Annotated in this window: 21 protein-coding genes, 1 other RNA gene, 7 pseudogenes and 1 riboswitch; of the genes and pseudogenes, 13 read left to right on the top strand and 16 right to left on the bottom strand. The window is 65.8% G+C overall.

The annotated features are described in order from the left end of the window. The first annotated feature begins 40 nt into the window (after window positions 1–40). The 3 genes and pseudogenes from ACPEE0_RS06805 to ACPEE0_RS06795 all read left to right on the top strand — a co-directional run bounded on the left by ACPEE0_RS06805 (window position 41) and on the right by ACPEE0_RS06795 (window position 1675). Window positions 41–868, top strand: a complete 828-nt coding sequence (locus ACPEE0_RS06805) for a DUF4097 family beta strand repeat-containing protein (RefSeq protein ID WP_424574195.1) — start codon at window positions 41–43, stop codon at window positions 866–868. Then, window positions 868–1481, top strand: a pseudogene (locus tag ACPEE0_RS06800) (PadR family transcriptional regulator). The gene ACPEE0_RS06805 and the pseudogene ACPEE0_RS06800 overlap by 1 nt, the downstream one beginning before the upstream one ends. 119 nt (window positions 1482–1600) lie before the next feature. Next, window positions 1601–1675 carry a 50S ribosomal protein bL37 gene (locus ACPEE0_RS06795; RefSeq protein ID WP_369299106.1) on the top strand — a complete coding sequence of 25 codons (75 nt, stop codon included), beginning with the start codon at window positions 1601–1603 and terminating at the stop codon, window positions 1673–1675. A gap of 103 nt (window positions 1676–1778) precedes the next feature. On the opposite strand, the gene rsrA is transcribed toward ACPEE0_RS06795, so the two are convergent. Both rsrA and ACPEE0_RS06785 read right to left on the bottom strand, forming a co-directional pair. Continuing rightward, the gene (gene rsrA / locus ACPEE0_RS06790) at window positions 1779–2039 is read right to left on the bottom strand and encodes a mycothiol system anti-sigma-R factor (RefSeq protein ID WP_009356877.1); all 261 of its coding nucleotides are present in this window, start codon (window positions 2037–2039) and stop codon (window positions 1779–1781) included. Continuing rightward, window positions 2036–2880: pseudogene (locus ACPEE0_RS06785) on the bottom strand (sigma-70 family RNA polymerase sigma factor). The gene rsrA and the pseudogene ACPEE0_RS06785 overlap by 4 nt, the downstream one beginning before the upstream one ends. Before the next feature lie 214 nt (window positions 2881–3094). Between ACPEE0_RS06785 and ACPEE0_RS06780 the strand changes: the two are divergent. The 10 genes and pseudogenes from ACPEE0_RS06780 to ACPEE0_RS06735 all read left to right on the top strand — a co-directional run bounded on the left by ACPEE0_RS06780 (window position 3095) and on the right by ACPEE0_RS06735 (window position 11596). Beyond that, window positions 3095–3642, top strand: a pseudogene (locus tag ACPEE0_RS06780) (DoxX family protein). Next, a pseudogene (gene aroA / locus ACPEE0_RS06775) lies at window positions 3639–5044 on the top strand (3-phosphoshikimate 1-carboxyvinyltransferase). The pseudogenes ACPEE0_RS06780 and aroA overlap by 4 nt, the downstream one beginning before the upstream one ends. After that, entirely contained in the window at window positions 5028–6143 is a 1116-nt protein-coding gene (gene rsgA, locus ACPEE0_RS06770) for a ribosome small subunit-dependent GTPase A (protein WP_424574194.1), read from the top strand. Before aroA ends, rsgA begins: the two are co-directional and overlap by 17 nt. A gap of 48 nt (window positions 6144–6191) precedes the next feature. Then, entirely contained in the window at window positions 6192–7004 is an 813-nt protein-coding gene (gene hisN, locus ACPEE0_RS06765; RefSeq protein ID WP_133346205.1) for a histidinol-phosphatase, read from the top strand. Window positions 7005–7165: 161 nt separating this feature from the next. Further along, window positions 7166–7279, top strand: a riboswitch (SAM riboswitch). A 38-nt stretch (window positions 7280–7317) separates the two neighbouring features. Beyond that, window positions 7318–8735 (top strand): annotated as a pseudogene (locus tag ACPEE0_RS06760) (aminotransferase class V-fold PLP-dependent enzyme). A gap of 63 nt (window positions 8736–8798) precedes the next feature. Then, window positions 8799–9557 carry a class I SAM-dependent methyltransferase gene (locus ACPEE0_RS06755; RefSeq protein WP_424574193.1) on the top strand — a complete coding sequence of 253 codons (759 nt, stop codon included), beginning with the start codon at window positions 8799–8801 and terminating at the stop codon, window positions 9555–9557. Between the two features lie 43 nt (window positions 9558–9600). After that, window positions 9601–10314 (top strand): metal-dependent transcriptional regulator, encoded by a 714-nt coding sequence (locus tag ACPEE0_RS06750; RefSeq protein ID WP_009356870.1) that lies wholly within the window; start codon window positions 9601–9603, stop codon window positions 10312–10314. Between the two features lies 1 nt (window position 10315). Then, window positions 10316–10744 (top strand): fluoride efflux transporter FluC, encoded by a 429-nt coding sequence (locus ACPEE0_RS06745; protein WP_424574192.1) that lies wholly within the window; start codon window positions 10316–10318, stop codon window positions 10742–10744. Continuing rightward, window positions 10741–11142, top strand: coding sequence for a fluoride efflux transporter FluC (locus tag ACPEE0_RS06740; RefSeq protein WP_424574191.1), 402 nt, complete (start codon window positions 10741–10743; stop codon window positions 11140–11142). Before ACPEE0_RS06745 ends, ACPEE0_RS06740 begins: the two co-directional genes overlap by 4 nt. Window positions 11143–11218: 76 nt before the next feature. Continuing rightward, entirely contained in the window at window positions 11219–11596 is a 378-nt protein-coding gene (locus tag ACPEE0_RS06735; protein ID WP_133346193.1) for a hypothetical protein, read from the top strand. A gap of 30 nt (window positions 11597–11626) precedes the next feature. On the opposite strand, the gene ACPEE0_RS06730 is transcribed toward ACPEE0_RS06735, so the two are convergent. The 14 genes and pseudogenes from ACPEE0_RS06730 to ACPEE0_RS06665 form a co-directional block, all read right to left on the bottom strand. Next, entirely contained in the window at window positions 11627–12610 is a 984-nt protein-coding gene (locus ACPEE0_RS06730) for a S1C family serine protease (RefSeq protein ID WP_424574190.1), read from the bottom strand. 235 nt (window positions 12611–12845) lie between these two features. Continuing rightward, window positions 12846–13214, bottom strand: a transfer-messenger RNA (tmRNA) gene (ssrA, locus tag ACPEE0_RS06725). Window positions 13215–13287: 73 nt separating this feature from the next. After that, window positions 13288–13761, bottom strand: a complete 474-nt coding sequence (gene smpB, locus ACPEE0_RS06720; protein ID WP_009356865.1) for an SsrA-binding protein SmpB — start codon at window positions 13759–13761, stop codon at window positions 13288–13290. A gap of 88 nt (window positions 13762–13849) precedes the next feature. Then, window positions 13850–15274: a peptidoglycan DD-metalloendopeptidase family protein gene (locus ACPEE0_RS06715; RefSeq protein WP_424574189.1), complete on the bottom strand. Its 1425-nt coding sequence runs from the start codon at window positions 15272–15274 to the stop codon at window positions 13850–13852. 26 nt (window positions 15275–15300) lie between these two features. Continuing rightward, window positions 15301–16214: pseudogene (gene ftsX, locus ACPEE0_RS06710) on the bottom strand (permease-like cell division protein FtsX). Further along, window positions 16211–16999, bottom strand: coding sequence for a cell division ATP-binding protein FtsE (gene ftsE / locus ACPEE0_RS06705; RefSeq protein WP_424574188.1), 789 nt, complete (start codon window positions 16997–16999; stop codon window positions 16211–16213). Before ftsE ends, ftsX begins: the two are co-directional and overlap by 4 nt. A gap of 184 nt (window positions 17000–17183) precedes the next feature. Then, on the bottom strand, window positions 17184–18299 hold the full coding sequence (gene prfB / locus ACPEE0_RS06700; RefSeq protein WP_424574187.1) for a peptide chain release factor 2: 1116 nt from the start codon (window positions 18297–18299) through the stop codon (window positions 17184–17186). A gap of 95 nt (window positions 18300–18394) precedes the next feature. Further along, the gene (locus ACPEE0_RS06695; RefSeq protein ID WP_424574186.1) at window positions 18395–18799 is read right to left on the bottom strand and encodes a pilus assembly protein TadG-related protein; all 405 of its coding nucleotides are present in this window, start codon (window positions 18797–18799) and stop codon (window positions 18395–18397) included. A gap of 29 nt (window positions 18800–18828) precedes the next feature. Then, complete coding sequence (locus tag ACPEE0_RS06690; protein ID WP_424574185.1) at window positions 18829–19221, bottom strand: hypothetical protein; 393 nt, start codon at window positions 19219–19221, stop codon at window positions 18829–18831. Between the two features lie 81 nt (window positions 19222–19302). Further along, complete coding sequence (locus ACPEE0_RS06685; protein ID WP_009356858.1) at window positions 19303–19719, bottom strand: TadE/TadG family type IV pilus assembly protein; 417 nt, start codon at window positions 19717–19719, stop codon at window positions 19303–19305. 5 nt (window positions 19720–19724) lie between these two features. Next, a complete protein-coding gene (locus ACPEE0_RS06680) occupies window positions 19725–19934 on the bottom strand; it encodes a hypothetical protein (protein WP_009356857.1) in 210 nt (69 codons plus the stop codon). 78 nt (window positions 19935–20012) lie between these two features. Beyond that, window positions 20013–20954, bottom strand: a complete 942-nt coding sequence (locus ACPEE0_RS06675; RefSeq protein WP_133346179.1) for a type II secretion system F family protein — start codon at window positions 20952–20954, stop codon at window positions 20013–20015. Next, entirely contained in the window at window positions 20951–21808 is an 858-nt protein-coding gene (locus ACPEE0_RS06670; RefSeq protein WP_200859128.1) for a type II secretion system F family protein, read from the bottom strand. The genes ACPEE0_RS06675 and ACPEE0_RS06670 overlap by 4 nt, the downstream gene beginning before the upstream one ends. After that, window positions 21805–23027 (bottom strand): annotated as a pseudogene (locus tag ACPEE0_RS06665) (CpaF family protein). The gene ACPEE0_RS06670 and the pseudogene ACPEE0_RS06665 overlap by 4 nt, the downstream one beginning before the upstream one ends. Window positions 23028–23180: the final 153 nt, after the last annotated feature.

Genomic DNA, 23180 nt, shown 5'->3' with positions numbered 1-23180 from the left:
AGCGTGACCGTTACACGATATATCGCCTTTGGAGGTTCCCATGTCTGAGCAGAACTGGACCGTCACCAGCCCGCAGACCATTGATGTGGACGGCGTAACGTCCCTCAAGCTGGGCATGGTCCATGGCAGGTTTGATGTCGTTGTCCACCAGGAGCCCGTCACCCGGATCGAAATATCCGACGTCCACGGTGACCCGGTGGATGTCTCCGTTAGCAACGGCCGCCTTGAAGTGCGCCACCAACTGCATGGCCCCCAGGGGTGGTTCAAGAACCTCATGGGAGCGGTCAACCATAACAGCGAAAACTCGGCGGTGGTCAGCATTGCCGTTCCCGGAAACGTGGAGGTCGAGGCAGGCATTGTCAGCGGCGACGGCCTGGTGTCCGGAGTAGCCGGGCACACCCGGCTCAACACGGTCTCCGGATCTGTCATGGCGGACGGAACAAGCGGGGAACTCCACGTCAACACCGTCAGCGGCGAGGTGACTGCCCGCCGCCATACCGGCGTCCTCACCGCCAGGAGCGTTTCCGGGGAGGTGACCGCGTCCGGCCGCTTCACGAACATCCGCGCCAACACCGTCAGCGGCGACCTGACGTTCGACCTGCACGGCTTCACCAACGATTTCGTGGCCAACTCAGTCTCCGGCGACGTCACCATCCGGTTGCCGCACGACGTCGGAGTGGACATCGTCGCCAAGTCCGCCAGCGGAGCCGTGGTCATCGGCAACCGGCGCTACACGTCCGTGGGCGGAAAAGTGGAGACCATTGCAGGGCCGGACGAACAACTGATGCTGGTCCGGACTAACTCCGTTTCCGGGAAGACGTCCATCTTCCACGGTTCGAACGCCGGAAATGCGGAAACGGGGCACTGATGCCCCCGGTATTCGCGCATGGTGCACTGCGCCTCTACCTGCTGGCGCTCCTTGAATCCGGCCCCGAACACGGCTACGAACTCATTAAGGCCCTGAAGGACAGGTTTGGCGGCACCTATTCCCCAGCGCCGGCACCATCTATCCCCGGTTGGGAAAGCTGGAGGAAGAGGGCCTCGTGGCCACGGAATCGGCCGGCCGCCGCACCAACTACCACATCACCGCTGCAGGACTCGCCGAGCTGAACCGGCGGCGGGACGAGCTCGCCGGGGTGGAGAACGACATCTCGGCTTCTGTGCGCAGGCTGGCCGACGGGCTGCGGGAGGACATCCGCAGCAATATGCGCGGCCTGCGGGCGGACCTGGCTGCCACGGCGGAGGCCGCGCGGACAGCCGCGCACGCAGCTGACTTCCGGGTTCCCGGCGGCAGGGTGCCGCCGGAAGGATCACGGTCACTGAAGGAGGCCGAGCTGATGCTCCAGGAGTTCCGCGACGATCTCCGCACCGAACTCCGGCTGCATGCCCGGAGCCAGCCCCTGGGCCCTGTCACCCTGGAGACCATGCGGACAGTGCTGGAACAGGCGCGCATCGCCGTCCGGAACTCCCTGAAGCCCTGAGACGCCGGCATGCAGTGCCCCGCCGCAGGTCATGCAGGCGTTCCCGGTTCGCGGGCGGTCTGATGTTGTGGGAGACTTGAGGGCAGCTCTTTTGAGTACCGACAGTAAGGAGGCCAGCTATGAGCAAGCGTGCACGCAAGCGTCGTGACCGTAAGCGTGGCGGCGCGAACCACGGGAAGCGCCCCAACACCTAGGCAAATGCCAGGGACTACGGTTCAAGCGAAGGACCCGGAAGCCAAACGGCTTCCGGGGTCCTTCGCTTTTCACTTGCAGCTGTCCGGCCGCGGCGCGCGGGCCCTATGCCTCCACTGTACGGATGGAGTGGATCCGGTCCAGGATGGCGTTCTTCAGGTTGTCCGGTGCAGCTTCGGTGCAGGAGCGTTTGACCATGTTCCGGATGACACACTCAAGGTCGTACTGCTCCGTGCACTCCGGGCAGTCATCCAGGTGGTTTTTGATCTCCGTGATGTCCTCACGGGTCAAGGCTCCGTCGAGGTATTCGTAGATGCGTTGCATCCGGGTGTCGTCGCAATCGCCCAATCCCTGGCAGTCGCTCATTTCCTGCTCTCCTGTTGTGTGCTTGCAGCCGTGTCCTGTGCATCCGCGGCCGGTTTGAATCCGCGCTCGGCGGCGTATTCCGCCAGCATGTCCCGCAACATTCGCCGGCCGCGGTGGAGCCGGGACATCACCGTGCCGATGGGCGTGTTCATGATGTCTGAGATTTCCTTGTACGCGAAGCCTTCGACGTCCGCGAAGTACACCGCAAGGCGGAATTCTTCCGGAATGTCCTGGAGCGCGCGCTTGACGTCGGAATCCGGGAGGTGGTCCAACGCCTCTGCCTCGGCGGAGCGGAGCCCGCTTGAGGTGTGTGATTCGGCGCGCGCCAACTGCCAGTCCTCGATCGTGTCCGAGTTGGACTGGAGCGGTTCGCGCTGCCGCTTGCGGTACAGGTTGATGTACGTGTTGGTCAGGATGCGGTACAGCCAGGCCTTGAGGTTGGTTCCCGGCTTGTACTGATGGAACGCCGAAAAGGCCTTCGTGTAGGCCTCCTGGACGAGGTCCTCGGCATCCGAGGGATTCCGGGCCATCCGCATCGCAGCCGAATACAGTTGGTCCACGTACTGCATGGCGTCACGCTCGAAGCGGACGCGGCGCTGTTCCGCGGTTTCCGTCGAGACGTCCACCAGCGTTTCCGTGGTCCCGGGCCCTGGCTGGGGCCGCCGGCCGCTTCGGGCTGGGGCGTCGCGCCGGGCGCGCCCTTCACTTCGCTGTTCGAAGCCTCATACATGGCCGAGACGGCCGGATCCAGGGTGCTCATTGCCTTCAAGTCTACTGTCAGGCTCCGCGCACGCGGCGAGCCGTACCCGGAGGCATCCGCGTCCACCAGGCCAACACCCACTGGGCCAACTGCTTGCACTCCGTCCAACACCTGCCTCAAGGCCCAGCTCCGCTCTGTATGTCGTGGTACATCGGTTCCATGGTTTCGAATGGCAGCCGGCCTGGCCGACCCGCCTTTTCCATAACCCCCGGCCGCAGGCAAATATTCCCCAAAAGTGCAAGACTAGAACGGACTCCCCGCCGAAGACGCGGTTCGTCCATCCAGGAGGAAATCCATGCCCTTTGTACGCACGCTCGCCCGCCCCATGCTGGCCTCCAGCTTTGTCCTTGCCGGAGTGGATAAGCTCAAGAACACTGACGACACGGCGCAGCAGCTCTCCCCCTGCTGCGCAAGGCTGCAGCGTCGCTGCCGTTCCAGGCGGATGAGAAGATGCTGGCCCGTGTGATCGGCGGGACCCAGGTGGGCGCTGGTGTACTTTTCGGGCTGGGCAAATTCTCCAGGCTTTCGGCCACCCTGCTCACCGTCATCTCCCTGCTGAACACCTTCGTGGAGTGGCGCAGCGCAGACATCAGCAGCAAGGAGGGCCGCGAGACGCGCCGCAACCAGCTGCTGAAGAACCTGTCCCTGAGCGGCGGGGCACTGCTCGCCTCGGTGGACACGGCCGGCAAGCCGGGCCTGGCCTGGCGCGCCGAGCACCTGGCAGCCGATGCCCGCAAGGGCGCATCGCACCTTGCCTCCGACGCCCGGAGGACCACCAACAAGAAGCTGGCCAAGGCGGACAAGGCCGTCCGCCGCGCCGTTGAACAGGCCACGGGGGCATAAGCACGCATGACCGCTGCAGCCGCCACCCGGGGCAATTCCGGAACTCCTGTCCCCACTGGCCCGCACCCTTCGCCTCGCGGCCCGTTGACGCCACCGTCACGGTCCCCGGCTCGAAGTCCCTGACCAACAGGTACCTCGTCCTCGCGGCGCTGGCCGACGGACCGTCACGCCTGCGTGCACCCCTGCACTCCCGCGACTCGGCCCTGATGATCGAGGCGCTCCGCCAGCTGGGCGCCACCATCACGGAAGTGCCGGGCGACGGCGCATTCGGGCCGGACCTCGAAGTAATCCCGCTGGGGCAGGACGCGGAGCAGCCGCTCACCAGGATCGACTGCGGCCTGGCCGGCACGGTCATGCGCTTCGTTCCGCCCATCGCGGCGCTTCGCAACGGCGCCAGCGTGTTCGACGGCGACCCGCACGCACGCAAGCGTCCGATGGGAACCATCATCGAGGCGCTGAGGGCACTGGGGGTGGCGGTATCCGCCGAGGATGGGGGCACGCCGTCGTCGCTTCCGTTCGTGGTGGAAGGCAGCGGAGAGGTCCGTGGCGGGCACCTGGTGATCGATGCCAGCGCGTCCTCCCAGTTCGTCTCGGCGCTCCTCCTGGTGGGGGCACGGTTCACGGAAGGCCTGCATCTTGAGCACGTGGGCAAGCCGGTACCCAGCCTGGACCACATCAACATGACGGTCGCCGTCCTCCGCGGGGCGGGGTCCAGGTTGACGACTCGGTGCCCAACCACTGGGTTGTCCAACCTGGTCCCATCCGCGCTTTCGACCAGCGGATTGAGCAGGACCTCTCCAACGCCGGTCCCTTCCTCGCGGCAGCGCTGGCTTCTGGCGGGACTGTCCGGATTCCCGGCTGGCCGGAGGAGACCCAGCAGGTGGGTGACCTGTGGCGCAGCATCCTGGCCGAGATGGGCGCCACAGTGACACTGGAGGATGGCGTCCTCACGGTCACGGGCGGCCCGGAAATCAAGGGCGCCCACTTCGCCGACACCAGCGAACTGGCACCCACGGTAGCGGCGCTGTGCGCGCTGGCGTCGGGCCCGTCCCGGCTCACCGGGATCGCCCACCTGCGCGGGCACGAAACGGACCGGCTGGCCGCGCTGGTCACGGAAATCAACCGCCTTGGCGGTGACGCCGAGGAAACCAGCGACGGCCTGGTGATCCGGCCCGCCCCGCTGCATGCCGGCGTCGTGCACAGCTACGCTGACCACCGCATGGCCACTGCAGGTGCAATCCTGGGCCTGGCGGTGGAAGGAGTGCAGGTGGAGGACATCGCCACCACGGCGAAAACCATGCCCGAGTTCCCCGGATCTGGGCGGACATGCTCGCCCAGGGCGGTGCCCCGCAGCAGGAGGCCCGCACCGGGGCGGAAGGCTAGCGGTGGCCAGGCGCACTGACTCCTGGGACGAATCGGACGTCCGGATCCGGCCCAACAAGAAGGGTTCCAGGCCCCGCACCAAGGACCGTCCCAGCCACGACGACGCCGTGACCGGTCGGATCATCACCGTTGACCGGGGGCGATACACGGCCGTGGTGGGCGAGGACTCCGCGAACGAGCGTACGGTTATCGCCGCCCGGGCCCGGGAACTGCGCCGCTCCCCCGTGGTGGCGGGCGACTTCGTTTCCCTCGTGGGGGACGTCTCCGGCGACCCCGATACCCTGGCCCGGCTGGTACGGATCCAGGACCGCAAAACCCTCCTGCGGCGCAGCGCCGACGACACGGATCCGGTGGAGCGGGCCGTGGTGGCCAATGCCGACCAGCTGGTGATCGTGGTGGCCGCCGCCAACCCGGAACCCCGCACGGGCTTCATCGACCGCGCGCTGGTGGCGGCCTACGACGCCGGCATCGAGCCGGTCCTGCTCGTCACCAAGGCGGACGTCAAGGATCCAGCGGAGCTCCTGTCCAACTACACGCACCTCGACCTTCCCGTGATCATCAGCCGGACCGCCGACACCCAGGCGTCCGGCATCGACGCGCGCTCCGACGACGGCCTGTCCGCCCGGCTGGACAGCGCGGCAGTTGCCGCGCTCCGGTCCTACCTGGACGGCAAGGTCACCGTCATGCTCGGACACTCCGGCGTCGGCAAGTCAACAATGGTCAACGCGCTCACGGGAGCCGAGCGTGCCACCGGCGGCGTCAACGCGGTCACCGGCAGGGGCCGGCACACGTCGTCGTCCGCCCTGGCCCTGCGGCTGGTGGACGCCCCGCCGGGCAGCTGGATCATCGACACCCCCGGCATCCGTTCGTTCGGCCTGGCGCATGTGGACCCGGACCGGATCCTGCGGTCCTTCCCCGACCTCTCACCCGGCACCGACGCCTGCGAACGCGGCTGCAAGCACACGGCAAGTGCCGTTAACTGCGGCCTGGATGAATGGGTCGCCGCGGGCCATGCCGGACCCACCGGAGAAGCGCGGCTGGCCTCGCTGCGCCGGTTGCTCGGAGCGGATCCACGGGAGGAAGCGCAGGAGGCAAAGGAGCTCGGCAGCGTCAACTGACAACGCCGATCTCCCAGCAGAACTGCCTGCAGACGGTAGTTTGGAACCATGATCCAACCCGCTTCGAGCTACAACGATGACCTGCGCCTGGCCCATGTCCTGGCCGACTCCGTGGATGACCAGACCATGAGCCGCTTCAAGGCACTGGACCTCCACGTGGAGACCAAGCCCGACCTGACGCCGGTCACCGACGCGGACAAGGCCGCCGAGGAAGCCATCCGCGGCCAGCTCTCCCGCTCCCGCCCGCGCGACGCGGTCCTGGGTGAGGAGTTCGGCAGTACCGGCCACGGCTCGCGCCGCTGGATCATCGACCCCATCGACGGGACCAAGAACTTCGTCCGCGGCGTCCCCGTGTGGGCCACCCTGATCGCCCTCGTCGACGAGGGCGAGCCGGTGGTCGGCGTCGTCAGCGCCCCGGCCCTCGGCAAGCGGTGGTGGGCCGCCAAGGGCATGGGCGCCTACATGGGGCGTTCGCTCGCCGCGGCCACCAGGCTCCGGGTCTCCAACGTTTCCAACCTTTCCGACGCCTCGCTGTCCTACTCAAGCCTCTCCGGCTGGAAGGAGCGGGGAAACCTGGACGAGTTCCTGGGGCTCACCGAATCGGTGTGGCGGACCCGCGCCTACGGCGACTTCTGGTCCTACTGCATGGTGGCCGAGGGCTCGGTGGATATCGCCTGCGAGCCGGAGCTGAACCTGTACGACATGGCAGCCCTGGTGCCGATCGTGGTGGAGGCCGGCGGACGCTTCACCTCGCTGGAGGGTGAGGACGGCCCCTTCGGCGGTAACGCCCTGGCCACCAACTCCATCCTGCACTCGGAAGTGCTGCAGCGGCTGAACCCGGGTTTGGACGACCTGCTCTAAAGACCCCGGCAACCGAACAAACGACGGCGGATACCTCCGGAAGGAGGTGTCCGCCGTCGTGTTCTTCGCCGAAAGGCGCGATTTCCATCCGCGCGTAACAAAAGCCTTAACGATTGCGCCGGCTTCAGTCCTGGCCGCCCCATGTTCTACGCTCTTAACCAGGTCACGAGTGCCAGCGCAAAACCCCGGTTTGCTGGCCGGCAACCCTCCATTCGCGGTGGGGTGCCCCGGGTGACGACCAGGCCGGTCCGGAGCGGATGCGGCAAGCGCGGATTCCCTTGATACCGGAGTCCTGTTTTGAAGTGAGGTCTCTGTGACAACTGCCACCGTCTCCCCCAACGCCGCTATTACCGCCGATTCCGTCTTCGACGAGCGCCAGGCGCTGGCCGGCCGTCCGCTTGCAGCCGTCACCGGAGCGGAAATCCAGGCACCTCTGATTTCGGGCGGCCACATCCGCTACGCGAACCTCGACTATGGCGCTTCGGCCCCCGCCCTCTCGGTGGTCTCCGCCTACCTGAACGAGATCCTGCCCTTCTATGCCAGCGTCCACCGCGGTGCCGGCTACGCGTCCCAGATCAGCACCTCGGTCTACGAAAACGCCCGCAGCATCGTCCGCGAATTCGTGGGCGGCCGCCCGGACGACTCCGTGATCTTCACGCGGAACACCACGGACTCGCTCAACCTGCTGGCCGGCTGCCTGCCCCTCACCGATGGCCGGCCCGCCGGCGACGTCCTGTACCTGGACATCGAGCACCACGCCAACCTCCTGCCGTGGCAGGGCGTTCCCCACCGGAGCATCGTTGCTGCCGACACCATCGCCGGCACCATCGACGCTGTGCGCGCCGAGCTGGAACAGGGTGGCGTCAGCCTGCTGGCCATCACGGGTGCCTCCAACGTCACGGGCGAGATCCTCCCGGTCCGCGCCCTTGCTGCCCTGGCCCACCAGCACGGGGCCCGCATCGTGGTGGACGCGGCCCAGCTGGCGCCGCACCGGCGCATCAACATCAGCGCGGACGACGTCGATTACGTCGCCTTCTCCGGCCACAAGCTGTACGCGCCCTTCGGCGCCGGCGTCCTGGTGGACGGCCGGACTGGCTCGACGCCGGTACCCCCCACCTTGCCGGCGGCGGCGCCGTCAAGGAAGCCAGGCTCGACGGCGTCAGCTGGGCGACCGGACCGGCCCGCCACGAGGGCGGCTCCCCCAACGTCCTGGGTGCCGCCACGCTGGCCAAGGCCACCCAGGTCATCGCGGGCCTCGACCAGGAACGCTGGCACGCGCACGAGTCCGCCATCCGTTCCTTCCTGGTGGAGGGCCTGCAGGAGATCGACGGCGTCACGGTGCACCAGATCTTCAAGGACAGCAACCCGGACACGGACACCATCGGTGTAGTCAACTTCTCCGTTGAGGGCTACGACGCCGGCCTGGTGGCTGCGTACCTCTCGGCCGAGCACGGCGTGGGCCTCCGGGACGGGCGCTTCTGCGCACACCCCCTGCTGAAGCGGCTGGGCCTGCCTTCCGGTTCGCTCCGCGCCAGCTTCGGCGTGGGTTCCCGGCTGGAAGATGCCCAGAGGCTCCTGGCCGGGATCGCCAAGCTGCGCCGTGACGGGCTCGGCTGGGACTACGTGGTGGACGCGGGACGCTGGGTTCCTGCCAACGACACCCGCACCTACCCGCACTGGGCCCCGAACACGCCGGGCACCGCCGGCGCTGCTCCCTGCACCGACGACTGACCGGTCCGGCTGATGCGGTAAATTCGGAAGGTACCGCAAGGCATTGACTGAAGGAGGCCGCAGGTGGTTCGGGGTGGCCCCAGGCTGGATCATGGGCGGCGCAGGGAGCTGGGAAAGAGCTTCGAGCAGGGCGGCCGGCACTACCAGCGGGTCCGGCCCGGTTATCCCGCGGAGTCTGCGGACTGGCTGATTCCGGCCGGTGCGCGGGATGCGCTCGATGCCGGCGCAGGAACCGGCAAGTTCACCGAACTGCTGCTGGAACGCGGCCTGTCTGTCACCGCCGTCGACCCGTCAGCGGACATGCTGGACCAGCTGAAGGCACACTATCCCGGCGCCACCGCGGTCCTGGGAACCGCCGAGGCCACCGGCCTCCCGGCGTCCGCCTTCGACGTCGTCACCGTTGCCCAGGCCTGGCACTGGTGTGATCCCCTTGCCTCGAGCACTGAACTGGCACGCGTCCTCCGTCCGCACGGCATCCTCGGGCTTGTCTGGAACCAACTGGACACCACAGTCCCGTGGGTACACCGGCTCTCGCGGATCATGCACGCCGGGGACGTCTACAAGCCCGGCCACCGGCCAGTGGTGGGTCCGGAATTCGGCCAGCTGGAGGGCCACGTGACGCACTGGCAGGACACCGTCAGCACCGAAGACCTGATCGAACTGACCAAATCGCGCAGCTATTACCTCCGTGCCGGCGATGCCACCCGCGCCAAGGTCCTCGCCAACCTCGACTGGTACCTGCATGAACACCTGGGGCATGCCGCGGACGAAGCCATCGGGCTGCCGTACCTGACCTTGTGTTGGCGGGCAGTCAAAGTATGAGCGGTTCCGCCGCGCTCCCTGGCCATTCGGTAGGCTTGGTCCTGTGAAGACCAGCGCGCCCTCCTCCTCCATCGAGGACTACGTCAAGGTCATCTACTCTTTTACCGAATGGCAGGACAAGCCCATCACGTCCTCGCAGCTGGCCCAACGGCTGGGCGTGGCGAATTCGTCGGTGTCGGAAATGGTCCGCAAGCTCAAGGACCAGGGCCTTGTTGACCACAAGCCGTACAGTGCCATCACCCTCACGGATGCAGGCCTGCGGCTTGCCTTGTCCATGGTGCGGCGCCACCGGCTGATCGAAACCTACCTTGTCCAGCAGCTCGGCTACAGCTGGGATGAGGTCCACGACGAAGCCGAACTGCTCGAGCACGCGGTGTCGGACACTTTCATTGAGCGTGTCGCCGCGAAACTCGGCGATCCCAGCAGGGATCCGCACGGGGATCCCATCCCCACCGCGGACGGCAAGGTCCTGATGCCCCGGGCCCACCTGATGGGCGAGCTGGATCAGGGGCACACCGGCAGGATCACCCGCATCAGCGACGACAACCCGGACCTGCTCCGCTATCTGTCGGCTGAAGAGATCGACCTTGACGCCGAGGTCGAGGTGGTGGGGCGCCGGCCGTTCGGCGGGGCCCTGATGGTGCGGATCCGGAACTCCGGCCACACCAGGGACTACGACCTGGCGGATGAGGTCACCTCCGCCCTCTGGGTACACAGCGACCATCCCCATCCCGGCTGCCTGCTGGGAGACAGCTGACGTGGGGCCGGCGCCCGCCTGGCGGGCCTGGCTTGCCGTAACCGCCGGTGGCCTGGTGGGCAGCGAACTCCGGTACGGCTTGGCGCTGGCGTTCCCCGACCAGCCCGGGTCGCTGCCCTGGGCAACGCTGTGGATCAACGTTGCCGGCAGCTTCGTCCTGGCCGCGCTGACCACGGCGTGGATGTCCCGGCCCCGGACTGCGTTCTGGCTTCGCGCCGGGCTGGGACCCGGACTGCTTGGCTCCTTCACTACGTTCTCCGCCGTGGTGTTCGCGGTGGACCAGCTGGCCCGGGCGGGCCAGCACACGGTGTGGATCGCCTACCTGGCACTATCGCTGCTTCTGGGCCTGGCTGCCGCAGCCGCGGGGTGGCGGCTGGGCAAGCGGCTCACCCGCCAGCCGGTGGACACTGTTTCCGGCGGCCGGCCATGATCGGCGCCGTCCTGGTGGGCGTCTTCGGCGTGCTGGGGGCACTCCTGCGCTTTGGCGTCGACAGCTGGTTCGCGCACCACAGCTCCACCCGCAGCATCCGGACCGGCAGGGGAAAGCAGAAGCTGCACTGGCCGTGGGCAACCTTGCTGGTGAACGTGGCGGGATGCTTCATCATCGGGCTGTCCCATGGCGCGGCAGCGGGGCTCGGCCTGGGCCCTGACTGGCAGGCCGGGCTGTCGGCCGGCCTGGCGGGCGGGCTGACCACCTTCAGTTCCTGGACCACGGCCACAGTGCGCCTCTTCGCGGAGTCGCGCATCGGCGCGGCTGTCGTCAATATCGCCGCCAACCTGGTGCTCGGCTTCGCCGCGGCTGCTGCTGGTATCGCGCTGACAGGCTAGTCATGCGGCCCGGTTAGCCGGTCCGCCCCGCCGGGGCCCGGCGCTGATTTGGCGGGCTCCCGTATGGTGGACAGTGATGATTAGCAGACGTGACGCGGCAATTGCCCTGGATGTGCCGCTGGAAATGGCCCAGCGCCACGGCCTTCCCAAATGGATGACCGAGGCCGAACTGGGTGCGATCCTGGATAACCCGCCGCCCTGGCTGGTCCAGTCCCGCGCCAACCGGACGGGCAAGCGGCCGGTCTGGGTCCACCTTGAGTGCGCGGTCTGCGGCTACGAGGAGGCGGCTCGCCCAAAGAAATGGTGGCCGGACTTCACGTACGTTGTCTGCCATCATCATGCACCCGCGGACGTGCCGCCCGCCGCGCCGGGGTTCGTCCGCAGCGAGTTCGACGGCGTCGGGACGCGTTTCGTGGGCATCGCCGACGTTGCGGCGCCTGACACAGGGCGCTGACGCGGCTATTCCCTGGCTGTTCCGGCGCGTTTAGCTGCCGTTGCTGGTCATCTCGTCCGGCACGGCCACCACGTGGTTCTCGGCACCATCCCGCAGTACCGCGAGATCCAGCGGCTGGCCGATTGCGTCCGCAAAGAGCAGCCGCTGCAGGCTTTCGGCGTTGCTGACGGGCCGACCGCCCGCCGTCAGGAGGATGTCTCCCGCTGCCAGGCCCGCCCTGTCAGCCGGTGAGCCGGGCAGCACCTCCACGATCCGCAGCCCTTCCCGCTGGCCTGTCCTGATCACTGTGCTGGGGTTCAGCCGGATCGGGGTGCTGACCAGGCCCAGGTAGGCACGCCGGACCCGCCCGTCGGACAGCAGGGCGGAGATGATCCGCCGCGTGGTCGCATTAATCGGAACCGCCAGTCCCAGCCCAGCGCCGGCCACTGCAGTATTGATGCCCACGATCCTGCTGTGCGTGTCGGCGAGGGCACCCCCGGAGTTACCGGGGTTCAACGCCGCATCGGTCTGGATAACATCTTCGATGACCCTACGGTTGTTGCCCGACCACACAGGGATGGCACGGCCAAGGCCGCTCACGACGCCCGCTGTGACAGAGCCGGCAAGGCCCAGCGGGTTTCCCACCGCCACAACAAGTTGTCCCACGCGCAGGGTTTCCGCGGCTCCGAATTCAGCGGGCGGAACTTTCGGGCGCCTGCCATGGACGACGGCGAGATCGGACAAGGGATCGCTGCCCACCAGTTCGAGTTCCATCCGGCTGCCGTCGGCGAAGACCGCATGGCCCCTCTCCGTCCCGGCCACCACGTGGGAGTTGGTCAGGAGATAGCCATCCTGGGTGAAGAGAACTGCGGAGCCGGCTCCCATGCGCATCCTGCCGTTGCGCCGCCGCGCCGTCATCTCGATCGCCGCCACGTGCGGGGTGACGGCCGCCGCCACGCGCATGACTGTCTGTGAATACGAATCCAGCACCTCGCCGTCGTCCTGGACGAAAGCCGGTTCCCGCGCCTGGTCCACGGCGCACCTCCTGGTTGTGCCCGCCCGGACCGCCCTTGCTTGTACCGGGCCTTACCGATCACAACGAGCGGCGGCGGCCTCCTAGTCCCGTGCAGGCTACGCCGTGGGTGAACGGGCAGCGCCGGCCCGGGAAAGGAAAGGCACCCGGACCGCGGGCCGGGGTACTGTGGCGCCCGCCCTGTCCTCCTCCCGCGGGAGGGCACTGAAAAAAGCCCCGGAAATCCGGGGCTTTTTTTGGTGGAGATGGGGGGAATTGAACCCCCGTCCGATGTCGTGTTGTCAGGGCTTCTCCGGGCGCAGTTTGCGTCGGATTTTCTCGGCCCCAGCCATGCTGCAAACAGCTGGCTGATCCGGGCCCAGTCATCTAAAAGTCCCGTTTACTCCGATGACGGGAGCAAACAGCAGTGGCTATCTAAATGACGCCAGGAACCGGGGCGATAGCAACCCCGGGCTGACGGACTGTCTTACTGCTTAGGCAGCAAGAGCGAAGTCAGTGCGCGTTTGTTTGGCACTTATTGTTTTGCAGAAAGCGTTAACGAGATAATTCTGCATCCTCGGCCCGCTTCACCTGTCGCGACAAACACCGTCGAAACCGATCATCCCCATATTTTGTTACCAAACCGGTGGGCATGCCCTCCGGACTATCAATAGTAACGCATGTCCTCCGGGATTCATTCCTACCTGCGCCGGTTGCGTTCCCGCATCTCCCGCTGCGCTTCCCGGTTGTCCTGCTGTTCGCGCAGGGTCTGCCGCTTGTCGTACTCGCGCTTGCCCCGGGCGACGCCGATCTCCACCTTGGCCTTGCCGTCCACGAAGTACAGCTGCAGCGGCACAATGGTGTACCCCGATTCGCGCACCTTGTGGGAAATTTTGATGAGCTCCTCGCGGTGCAGCAGCAGCTTCCGGCGCCGCCGTGCGGCATGGTTGGTCCAGCTTCCCTGGTTGTATTCGGGGATATGGATGGCTTCCATCCACAGCTCGTCGTTGTAGAAGGTACAGAAACCGTCCACCATCGATGCATGTCCTTCGCGCAGGGACTTCACTTCAGTTCCCATGAGCGCGATGCCAGCCTCGTAGGTGTCCAGCACGTGGTAGTCATGCCGGGCCTTCCGGTTGGTGGCCACCACTTTACGGCCACTTTCTTTAGGCACGGGAAAGCTCCTCAGTTTTCAGGTTGCGATGTCCTCCAGGCCGGCCCGGTCCGGAGTCATACCAGTTTACGGCAGCGCCGTAACGCAGCTACAGCAGTCCCATCGGGTCCACAGCACTGCCATTAAGCCACGTCTCGAAGTGGGAGTGGCAGCCGGTCGAGTTGCCGGTGTTGCCGGAGTAGGCAATCAGCTGTCCCTGGGAAACCCGCTGGCCGTTCGACACCACGATGCTGGCGTTGTGGTAGTAGATGGTGTTCAGGGTGTTGCCCTCCACCAGTCCGTGGGAGATCTTCACCCGCCATCCGCCGCCGTCCGCGGAGCTCCAGCCTGAGCCGAAAACTTCGCCGGCCGCTGCCGCATAAACCGGCGTACCGCAGGCTGCGCCGAAGTCGATTCCGGTGTGCATATAGCCGCCCTGGCCATAGAAGTCGATGGTTCCGGGAGGTGTGGCCCGCCAACCAAAGCCCGAGGTGATGGGGACGCCGCCATTGAAGGGGTGGCGGAGTCCGAAGGCCGACGGCGACCCCACCGGCGGCACGAACGGCTGCGCGGGCGGGGGCGCCTGGCCCTTTGCTGCGGCAGCTGCCGCAGCCGCGGCGGCTGCAGCTTCCGCAAGCCTGCGCTGCTCGGCTTCCCACGCCTCGCGGAGCCTCCGGTCACGTTCCTGGATTTCGGCGGCGACGGCGTTCTGGCTCGCCTGCACGTTCGCCAGCTGCGACTGGATGCCCGGCTTGGCGGCCTGGAGTTCAGCGTCGAGGCGGACAGTATCGGCAATGAGCTGGTCCACCTGCGCCTTCTTGGCCTCCGCCTCGTCGCGCGCCGCCTTTTCCCGCTCAAGGGCCGCGTCAGCCTTGGCCTTGAGGTCCTTGATCTCCGCCTCTACGGCCTGCAGCCGGGCTTCCGAGTTGACGTTCGAGGCACTCTGCTGGGAGAGCTTGTCCATGGCGGCGTTCTGGCTGCGCATGGCCTGGTCCGCGAGGTCCATGGTCTCGGTCAGGCTGCCGCCGTTGTTGGAGCCAAAGAACAGGGAAAGGTTGGAGGGCACTCCGCCGGACTTGTAGGCCTGCGTGGCAATCTGCCCAATGAGCTTCTTGGTATCGGCGATCTTCTGCTTGTCCGTTTCCAGCTGCTGGGTGATCTTCGCCTTGTTCTGCTGCGCCATATCGACGCGCGCCGAGAGGGCCTCCACCTCTTTGACAGCACTGGCAACACGGCCCTGCGCCTCAAGGAGCGCCTGCTGCGCGCCCGGCAGCTGGCCCTGGTAGATGACCAGGTCGCTCGCCGCCTTGGCAATGCGCGAATCCACGAACTCCAGCGATTGCTGGACCCGCGAAGCTTCCGCCTCGAGGGCTTTCTGGCGGTCCTCAAGCTCGTCAGCGAACGCTGCAGGGGTTGATGCTGCCAGGCCTGCAGCGAGGACCACGGCAAGTACGCCGCTGAGGACACCTGTCCGGCGCGCCCTGCCGCGGCCCCTTTGGAGGGGGCGGTGGGACGTCTGCTGAGTGAAGTTCATGGGCATTCCTTGTTTGGTTTGCATACCTAGACGCGAAGGTATCGGCGCAAGGTCAAGAGAGACGAAATTCCAGCCAAGGATCCGCCAAGGATTAGCAGGGCAGGCGCGAGGATCAGGGTTTGCCCCGACGAGATGAAAGCGGTGTCCGGATATTGCCGGGACATGTACTCGCCGAGGAAGAAGTGGGCAACAGCCCACAACGTTCCGGAGGCCAGTGCCGCCCCGATCACGGCGGCGATGACGCCCTCCAAAATGAAGGGCAACTGGATGACCGTCTTCGAAGCGCCCACCAGGCGCATGATGCCGGTCTCGCGGCGCCGGCTGAATGCGGAGAGCCGGATGGTGGTGGCGATCAGGAGGATGGCACAGACGATCATGACACCGGCGATGCTGACAGCCACCAGGGAGGCGCCGTTCATGACCGAGAAGAGGCGCTCCAGGAGCTGGCGCTGGTCAATGACCGTTTCCACGCCTGGCTGGGACGAGAAGGTTTCGCTGATGATCTGGTACTTCTCCGGGTCCTTCAGGTTGATCCGGAACGATGCCGGCAGCTGGTCCGGGTCACGGAATCCACGATGGGAGAGTTGGAGAACTGGTCCTTGAAGTGCTTGTAGGCCTCTTCCTTGGACTCGTACTGGAAGTCGTTGATGTATTGCGCAACCGCGGGTGACTCCAGGAGGCCGTTCAGGCTCTCCTGCTGTTCCGGGGTGACGGGCCCGCCCGCGCAACCGGCCGCCGTCGACCCTTCACTGCACAGGAAGATGGCCACCTGGACTTTGTCGTACCAGTAGCCCTTCATCTGGTTGATCTGCATCTGCAGCATGCCGGCAGCGCCCACGAAGGTCAGCGACACGAAGGTGACCAGGATGACGGAGACCACCATGGACAGGTTGCGGCGCAGGCCGCTGCCGATCTCGGAGAGGATGAACGCCAGCCTCATCGTTGTGCCCCGCCTTCGCGCCCGTCGCCCGGCAGGCCGGTGGCGGGTTCTTCCCTGCCGCTGGCGTCCTTGAGCCTGCGGGACTGTCCCACCACGGGGATCATTGAGGTGTACAGGGCCTTGGCCTCATCACGGATGACCACCCCGTTCTTCAGTTCAACCACGCGTTTGCGCATCTCGTTGACGATGTCGTCATCGTGCGTGGCCATCACCACGGTGGTGCCGTTCTGGTTGATCTTGTCCAGGATGCCCATGATGCCCATGGACGTGGTGGGGTCGAGGTTTCCGGTGGGCTCGTCGGCAAGGAGGATCCCGGGCCGGTTGACGACGGCGCGGGCAATGGCCACGCGCTGCTGCTCGCCGCCGGAGAGCTCGTGCGGCATGCGGTGTTCCTTGCCCTCCAGCCCAACGGTCTTGAGCACCTCGGGAACGGTGTCCCGGATGACGCTGCGGCTCTTGCCGATAACCTGCATGGCAAACGCCACGTTGGCGAACACGTTCTTTTGGGGCAGCAGCCGGAAGTCCTGGAAGACGACGCCGATGCCTCGCCGCAGCCGCGGTACCCGCCAACTGGAAATCCTGGCAACGTTTTGTCCGGCGACGTAGACGGCGCCGGACGTGGCACGGTCTTCCTTCAGCACCAGGCGGAGGAACGTGGATTTGCCGGAGCCTGATGCGCCGACCAGGAAGGCGAACTCGCCGCGGTCAATCTCAAGGGTGACCGAGTCCAGCGCAGGCCGGGCTTTCTGGTCGTAGACCTTGGTGACATTTTCGAATCGGATCATGGCCCTAAGTACCCTGCAGGGCATGGCCGATCCTTGCGAATGCAGCCCAGTTCTGCAGCCGGTGCACGGGTTTCTGTTGGGGAAATAGGGCCCCGGCCCCTCGACTATACGCAGGAAGGCCCGCGCATTACATCGTTTTCAGGGGGCGTGTCGCCGGATCCGCGGGCCGGGGCCCGCAAGGGACCTACTTTTCGGCGTTGCGGTTGTCCGTCCGCCAGCGGATTCCGGCGTCGATGAAGTCATCGATCTCACCGTCGAACACAGCCGATGTGTTGCCGACTTCGTGCTCGGTCCGCAGATCCTTGACCATCTGGTACGGGTTGAGGACGTAGGAGCGCATCTGGTCACCCCAGGAGGCCTTGACGTCGCCGGCGAGCGCTTTCTTTTCGGCGTCTTCCTGTTCCTTCTTGAGGAGGAGGAGCCTGGACTGCAGGACGCGCATGGCCGCAGCACGGTTCTGAAGCTGCGACTTTTCGTTCTGCATGGACACCACTGTGCCCGTGGGGATGTGCGTGAGGCGCACCGCCGAATCCGTGGTGTTCACGGACTGGCCGCCCGGGCCGGATGACCGGAAGACGTCAACGCGGATTTCGTTGTCCGGGATCTCGATGGAGTCGGTCTGCTCGATCAGCGGGATGACCTCCACGGCGGCAAACGAGGTCTGCCGCCGGCCCTGGTTGTCGAACGGGCTGATCCGGACCAGGCGGTGCGTTCCGGCCTCGACGCTGAGTGTGCCGTAGGCATAGGGCGCCTTTACTTCGAAGGTGGCCGACTTCAGTCCGGCTTCTTCGGCGTAGGACGTGTCCATGACCGTGGTGGGGTATCCGTGGCGTTCGGCCCAGCGGAGGTACATGCGCATTAGCATCTCGGCGAAGTCGGCGGCGTCCACGCCACCGGCTCCCGCGCGGATTGAAACGACAGCTTCCCGCTCGTCATACTCGCCGGACAGCAGTGTCACGACTTCGAGTTCCTTAAGGGCCTTGCGGATGGACTCCAGTTCCGTGGCCGCTTCTCCCATGGAGTCGGCGTCATCCTCGTCCTGGCCCAGTTCCACCAGCACCTCGAGGTCGTCGATACGGGACTCCAGGCTGGTCAGTCGCTCCAGCTCCGACTGCCGGTGGGACAGCCTCGAGGTGATTTTCTGCGCCGCCGCAGGGTCGTCCCACAGGTCCGGCTCCCCTGCCCGCTCGCTCAGTTCGGCGATGTCTTCCTTGAGTGCCTCAACGTCAGTGACGCGTTCGATGGAAGCGTAAGTGGCGCGGAGCGCGCGGATTTCAGCGGAAAAATCAATATTGGCCATGGTCGTTTAAGCCTACGCTATCCGTCCCTTTGCCCTTGTCCTATGGTGGTACCGCCCCTCTGCCACGTGGTTCTGCCCTGGTAGGGGTCATCGAGTCAGCCGGGAACGCGCCGTCGACGTCGCTTCGATTGGAATGCCGTCGGGACCAGGAAGTTCACCACGGGCGGGTGCACAGCGGCAGTGAGAACCACGACGGCGGTGGAACCGTCGGGCGATCCCGTCGCCCCGGCTACCGCAAGGGCATCAAAACGTTCCGCTGCCGGGCTCTCGGCAACAAAGTCAGCAGCCACGTTCCGGACGCGGGCAGGATTGAGGACGGCAGACGGGCTTCCCCCGTGGGACTCGACTTCGCCGAGCGTAAAGCTGTCCGCTGCCGCAAGGGAGGCACCATCCGCGAGTGAGAGCAGCCGTTTGTGTTCCAGGTAGACCGCGGTGATGCCGATCATGACCGTTGCGACCAGCAGGGCCACCGCAACGAATCCAAGGATCATCACCATCATCTGGCCGTCTTCATTGTGCTTGCCTGGTCTCACCGGAACCTGCCCACCAGTTGGGTCGCCGATGCTTCCACCTCAGTGGCGGACAGCCGGAGGCCGTCGCCGAAGGGGATGAACGGCAGGGGGATGGAGAGACTGACGGTTGTGGTGACCGCGGTTCCCGGGGCCTGGCAATCGTCGGGGCTGCAGCTGATGGCAACCTGGGCCTGTTCCGTGCCGTGCCCAAAGTCGGCAAGTGCCAGGGCCGCGGCCTGTTCCGCGGCGGTTTGGGCGGTGGATGCGTCGGGCTGGGCTACGTAGACTTTGGCGGCCTGGTCCGCCGCGCCGACGACGGCAAACGAACCGCCCTGGATCTGCCCCACGGTGATGATGAAGTACACCAGCGGGACCATCAGCAGAAGGGCAAGGAAAGTGAACTCAACCACGGCACTCCCCTGCTCGCTCCTGTCCTTCTTTGGCCCAGGCACAGTGCGTCCCGGAGACGACCTCGGACACGGTGCATCGCGTCAGGGCTGCAGGGCCGCATGGCCTTTCACCTCCAGCAGGTCCCGCGGACCTATCAGGCCAATGACCGGCATGGGTGCCCGCACTGTCACTTCCAGTGTCCGCATACCTTGGACGGTCACTTCGCTGGTGCTGACCTGTTCGGCAAAGCCCGGGTTCAGCGCCGTGGCAATGAGGGCGCGGCTGCGCTCTTCAGCGTCGGCGGCGGTGCGGTCAGCAAGGGTCCCGTAGCGGGCCCCGGAGGCTGCGGCATCAATGAGGGTGTTGCGGACGTGCAGCACCAATGCCAGCTGAATGACCGCGAGGAAAAACATCGTGAGCAGTCCGCCCACCAGGACAAAGTCCACCACGGCCGAGCCCTGTTCCCTCGGCGCAGGTACGTGGTGGGCCGTCAGGCGCCGGCGGCCGGACTTCCTCATGAGCTTTAGCTGCCCACCTTGTCCATCGCCTGGTTGAACATCGTTTCCAGGGCCGGTCCCGCGAGCGCCAGGAGGGCGGCAACAAGGACGGCGGACATCAGTGTGATCATCACCCAGCCAGGTACGTCGCCCCGCTCGGGGTGGTCGGTGGCAGGGCGGCGCGCGGCGGCGAGCGCCAGAAGCAGCATCCCGCAGCGCATTCCCAGGTTCTTCATCCTTCTTCCTCTTCCTTGTTTGATAGTCCGATTTTTCAATGTCTCTGGATTTGCCAGGGAACCGCGTTTCTCCGCGCGCTAGAAGCCCAGGCTGATGGCCGCGATGCCAGGAAAGACGGCGAAGACCACTGTCAGCGGAAGCACGCCGAAGACGAGCGGCACCATCATGGCGATTTCCTTTTTGCCGGCAGTTTCCATCAAGTCGCGTTTGGCTGTATCGCGCACGTCCTGCGCCTGGGCACGAAGCACATCGGCCAAGGGCGTGCCGCGTTCAACCGCAACAACGATGCCGTCCACGAATCTGACCAGTGCGGCCAGGTCGGTTCGTGCCGAGAACTCCTGCAGCGCGAGGACGAGTGGCTTGCCGGCCCTCGTCTCTGCGAGGATCCTGGAAAACTCCTTTGCCAGTTCGCCCTGTGCGCTCCGGGAGACCCTGTCCAGTGCACCGGTCGCACTCTCCCCCGCACCCACTGCCAGCGCCATGAGTTCTGCCAGGCTGGGAAATTCAGCCATCATCCTGGCCTCCCGGCGCCGGACCTGGACCCCCAGCCAATAGTCACGCAGCATGAAACCGCCGATGGCACTCCCGAGGACGGCCACCGCTGCGAACAGCGGGTTGAACCGGCCTGCGGCAGCACCGACAAACGTCAAGCCCAGGGCCGCGGCAAAACCGGCTGCTGCCCAAAGAAGTTGTTCTGCCCTGAAATCGATGGGCGACTTGCTGAGTCCTGCTTGCGCAAGCCGCCGGACCGTGGCCCCCGGGGAGGGATTCAATCTTCCGAGCGCGGTCAGCAAGTCGCGTATGACGGGGCGCAGAATTCTTTCCAGCGGGCCGAAGGGAGTAACTGTGTGCTCTCCGGTATGCAGCAGCCGCGACTCCAGGTTCTGGGACTTGAGCTGGGGCTCGATCCTTTCGGCGAACGTCGTTGCCCGCATATACGGCGACCTGAAGATGACGAGCCACAGGCCAATGCCCAGGAGTGCTCCGCAGATGATGGCGGCAGGAGAGGGAGCAGTCACCGGAGCACCCGCTCTTCCTGGGGAAGGGCTCCTATTTTCAGCATGATGGAGTAGCAGACCAGGGAGACGACGAGGCCGCCGAGCAGTACCCCGGCTCCTGCGGGCGTGTTGTACGCTTGCACCGCCTCCGGCCGGGTAGCCAGCAGGATCATGACGATCCATGGCGCCGCTACAGCCAGCCGGGCCGCGTTGATGGTCCAGGACTGCCGTGCTTCCAGTTCGCTGCGGGTGCGGGCGCTTTCGCGCAGGAACTCGCCCAGGGTGCCCAGCAGTTTGCCGAGGTCTGAGCCACCCACTTCCCGTGTCAGGCGCAGGGCTTCGACAATCCGGTCCGCGACAGGATCGGCAAGCCTGTGCTTGAGCTTGTTGAGCGATCCGTCGAACTGTCCGCCGGCACGGTAGTCGGCGCCGAATTCACGGAATACCGGCCGCAGTTCTTCGGGGCCCTTGTCGCCAAGCTGGATCAGCGCCTCGGGCAGCGGCAGCCCCGCCCGAATGGCGGACCGCAGGTGGTCCACAACGTCGGGCCACAGCTGACGGAGCATGGCCGTCCTCTTTTTGGCACGCCAGCGCAGGATAGTGACGGGAAGCCACCCTGCAAACAGCCCGAAGCAGGCCGCGATTGGCCAGGAGCGGCTGACCGCGAAGAAGACCAGGACCACAAACAGTCCAAGGCCCGCGCAGGTGCCCAGCAGCCCGCTGACGGATACCTTGTCCACCCCGGCTGCAACCAGGAGATCGGCGACCCGGCTTGGTTTACGGTTTCGGCGCCCCACCTGCGGGGATTCCCACAACGACCACCAGATCAGGAACAGGCCCGTTCCTGTTGTTACCCCCAGTAAGGCGGAAATCATCGCGGATCCAATAGTGCAGCGACGTCGAAGCCGGCACGCGAGAATTTCTCCGCGGCCGGCATGCTGTTTGCACGGGGCTGCAGGACCCCGTCCGCCTTGGCGAAAACAAGTGATGACTCGATGATGCCGTTTTCCACCCGGCGGCCCAGGGACAGTATTTCGGTAACCTCCCGGCGTCCGTTTGGCTGCCGGCTGCAGTGCACCACAAGGTCGATGCACGAGGCGACCGTGGGCACAACGAAGGCTGACGAGATGTTTTCCCCGCCAGGAGGGGAAGGGTGCAGATCTTTGTCACGGCGTCGTGGGCGGAGTTGGCGTGCACGGTGCACATACCAGGGAGGCCGGAGTTGAGCGCGATGAGCATGTCCAGGCTCTCCGCTTCGCGGACTTCTCCAACAACCAGGCGGTCCGGCCGCATGCGCAGGGCTTCCTTCACCAAGCGGCGGAGTGGAATCTCGCCTTCTCCTTCGAGGTTCGGCTGCCGGCACTGAAGCCCCACAACGTCGCGCAGGGGGAGCTGCAGTTCGAAGATCTCCTCAACCGTGATAACCCGCTCCCTGCTGCCAATATTCGCGGCAAGGCAATTCAGCATGGTGGTTTTGCCCGCCTGCGTGGCCCCGGACACCAGGATGTTGAGCCCGCTTGAAACAGCAGCGCCAAGGAACCGCGCTGATTGCGGAGTCAGGGTGCCCAGTTCGACGAGATGTTCGAGCCGGCTGGCTTTGACGACGAATTTCCTGATGTTCACGGCCCAGTGCCGGCGCGTGACATCGGGAATCACCACATGCAGCCGGGAGCCGTCCGGCAAAGCCGCGTCAACGAACGGGGAGGACATGTCCAGGCGGCGGCCGGAGCTCTTGAGCATCCGTTCCACCAGGTCCCGCACTTGCTGGTCGGACAGGCTCAGGGACGTCAGTTCGGACTCGCCGTTCCTGGCGACAAAGATTTCGTTGGGGGCGTTGAGCCATATCTCTTCAATGGAGGGATCGTCGAGGAGTGGCTGCAGGATTCCAAAGCCGGCCACTGCATCGAAGAGGAACCGGCGGGCCGTGTCCAGGGGGCCAAGTGGCGGCAGTGGTCCCGTGAGCGCCCGCTCGTCGTAGTCAACGACGACGGCCTCTACCAGCCTGCGGACCTCGCCTGCCTGCCTCAACGGATCGAGGCCCCTGCGCCGGATGAGCTCGCGGACTTCATCCTCGACAATTGCCAGAGCATCCATAAGTGTTCCCCCAGACGACTGCCTCCCCCAGCGGACGGCAGTGCGATTGGGTAAAGCCTAAGGAGCCCAAAGCATTGCAACAAGTGTGCAGTATCAGCTGTGGATAAGCGCAGGATAGTCACAAGATCATCAAATGCATCATCCGCACCACTG

This window comes from Arthrobacter sp. SD76, from assembly GCF_049726125.1.
Classification (GTDB): domain Bacteria; phylum Actinomycetota; class Actinomycetes; order Actinomycetales; family Micrococcaceae; genus Arthrobacter; species Arthrobacter nitrophenolicus.
This window is presented reverse-complemented; position numbering and strand designations above follow the sequence as displayed.